Origin of the sequence: Streptomyces sp. H27-H1, from assembly GCF_026627445.1 — a bacterium.
GTDB lineage: Bacteria > Actinomycetota > Actinomycetes > Streptomycetales > Streptomycetaceae > Streptomyces.
In genome coordinates this window covers 1-1,686 of the sequence record NZ_JAPNLJ010000134.1, presented here as the reverse complement: position 1 = coordinate 1,686, position 1,686 = coordinate 1, and the positions used below count along the sequence as shown (strand labels likewise).

Genomic DNA, 1,686 nt, shown 5'->3' with positions numbered 1-1,686 from the left:
CGGCTCTGATCAACATTTCGGGATCGCCCAGCGTGACCGTGCATCAGGTCGATCATGGTGCGGGTGTTAAGTGATCAGATACTCGACCTGTTCCTGCCGCACTTGGCGTCCGTGACCGTGGAGGACCTCCGGCTCGTCGGCGCGGTGGTGACGATAACGGCCTCGACGACCGGAGCGACCGCGCAGTGCCCGGACTGTGGGACGAGCACACGCCGTGTGCACGACCGTTACCGCCGACGGCTTGCCGATGTCGCGGTGGGTGGGCGACCGGTGACGATTTATCTGACGGTTCGCCGGTTCCGGTGCGAGGTGGGGTCATGCCCGCGCCGGACCTTCGCAGAACAGGTCGAGGGTCTGACCTTTCGCCACGGCCGGCGAAGCCAGCTCCAGCAGGCGATGCTGGCGGCGATCGGCCGGTTTCTGGCCGGGCGAGCCGGTGCCCGCCTCGCGGGCATGCTGCACTGCCGGGTCAGTCCGAACACGCTGCTCAGCCGTGTCCGGGCCCTGCCGGCCGAGCCACCGGAGATGAGTCCGCGGGTGCTGGGAGTCGACGACTTCGCGCTCAAGCGCGGTCACGTCTACGGGACCGTGCTCATCGACATCGAGGCTGGCCGCCCGGTGGATGTGCTGCCGGACCGCACCGCCGAGACCCTCACAGCCTGGCTCCAGCAGCACCCCGGCGCCGAGATCGTCTGCAGGGACCGGGCCAGCGCGTATGCGGAGGCGGTTCGCACCGCAGCACCGGACGCGGTACAGGTCGCAGATCGCTTTCATTTGTGGCTGAACCTGTGCAAGGCGGTCGAGAAGTGCGTCGTCAGCCACCGGAGCTGCCTCACTCCGCCCGAGGACGAGGCCCAGGACCAGGTGGTGGAGCCGGCCGCCGGGCCCCCAGCGATCGAGGGCAAGCGGGCGGCGAACACCCGGCGCCACTTCGCCGTAGTGCACGAGATGTACGACAAAGGGGTCGCCATCGATGTCATCGCGAAGACGCTGCGGATGGACCGCAAGACGGTCCGCAAGTACGCCCACGCGGCCACCGTCGAGGAACTGCTTGCGCCGCCGCGGCAGAGCCGGCGGATGCTGCAGCCCTGGGTGGAGTACCTCAATACACGCTGGCAGGAGGGCTGCACCGACAGTGGACGGCTGTTCCGCGAACTCCAGCAACGCGGCTACCGCGGCAGCAGCCGCAGCGTCCGCCGCTGGCTCGAACCCCTGCGCTCGAGCGAGGCCCCGACGCCCAAGAGGTCCGAGGCGCCCACCATCCGGCAAGTGGTCGGCTGGCTCACCCGCCACCCCGACAACCTCACTTCCAGTCAGCAACTCCGCCTCAAGCACCTCTTGGCCCGCTGCCCCGAACTCGCCGAACTCCGCAGACACATCGGGGACTTCGCCCGCATGATGAAGAACCTCGACGGTCACCTCCTGCCACGCTGGATCAAGGCCGCCGAAGGCAGCGACCTGCCGCCCCTGCACAACTTCGCCCGCAACCTCACCAAGGACCTCGACGCCGTCACCGCCGGACTCACCCTGCCCTACTCCAGCGGCATCGTCGAAGGACACGTGAACCGGGTCAAATTCCTCAAACGCCAAGGCTACGGACGGGCCAACTTCGACCTCCTACGACGCCGCATCCTCCTCACCCCGTGACCCATCACGCTGGGCGATCCCGAAATGTTGATCAGAGCC

At 67.9% G+C, this 1,686-nt stretch carries 1 protein-coding gene; it reads left to right on the top strand.

The features are described 5' to 3' along the window. Positions 1 to 54 precede the first annotated feature (54 nt). A complete protein-coding gene (locus tag OTB20_RS42095) occupies positions 55 to 1,647 on the top strand; it encodes an ISL3 family transposase (RefSeq protein ID WP_267825172.1) in 1,593 nt (530 codons plus the stop codon). The last annotated feature ends 39 nt before the right edge of the window (positions 1,648 to 1,686 follow it).

What these genes read in the sequence shown, in the direction of transcription:
- OTB20_RS42095 (WP_267825172.1), top strand. Translation starts at nt 55, where the DNA reads ATGGTGCGGGTGTTAAGTGATCAGATACTCGACCTGTTCCTGCCGCAC.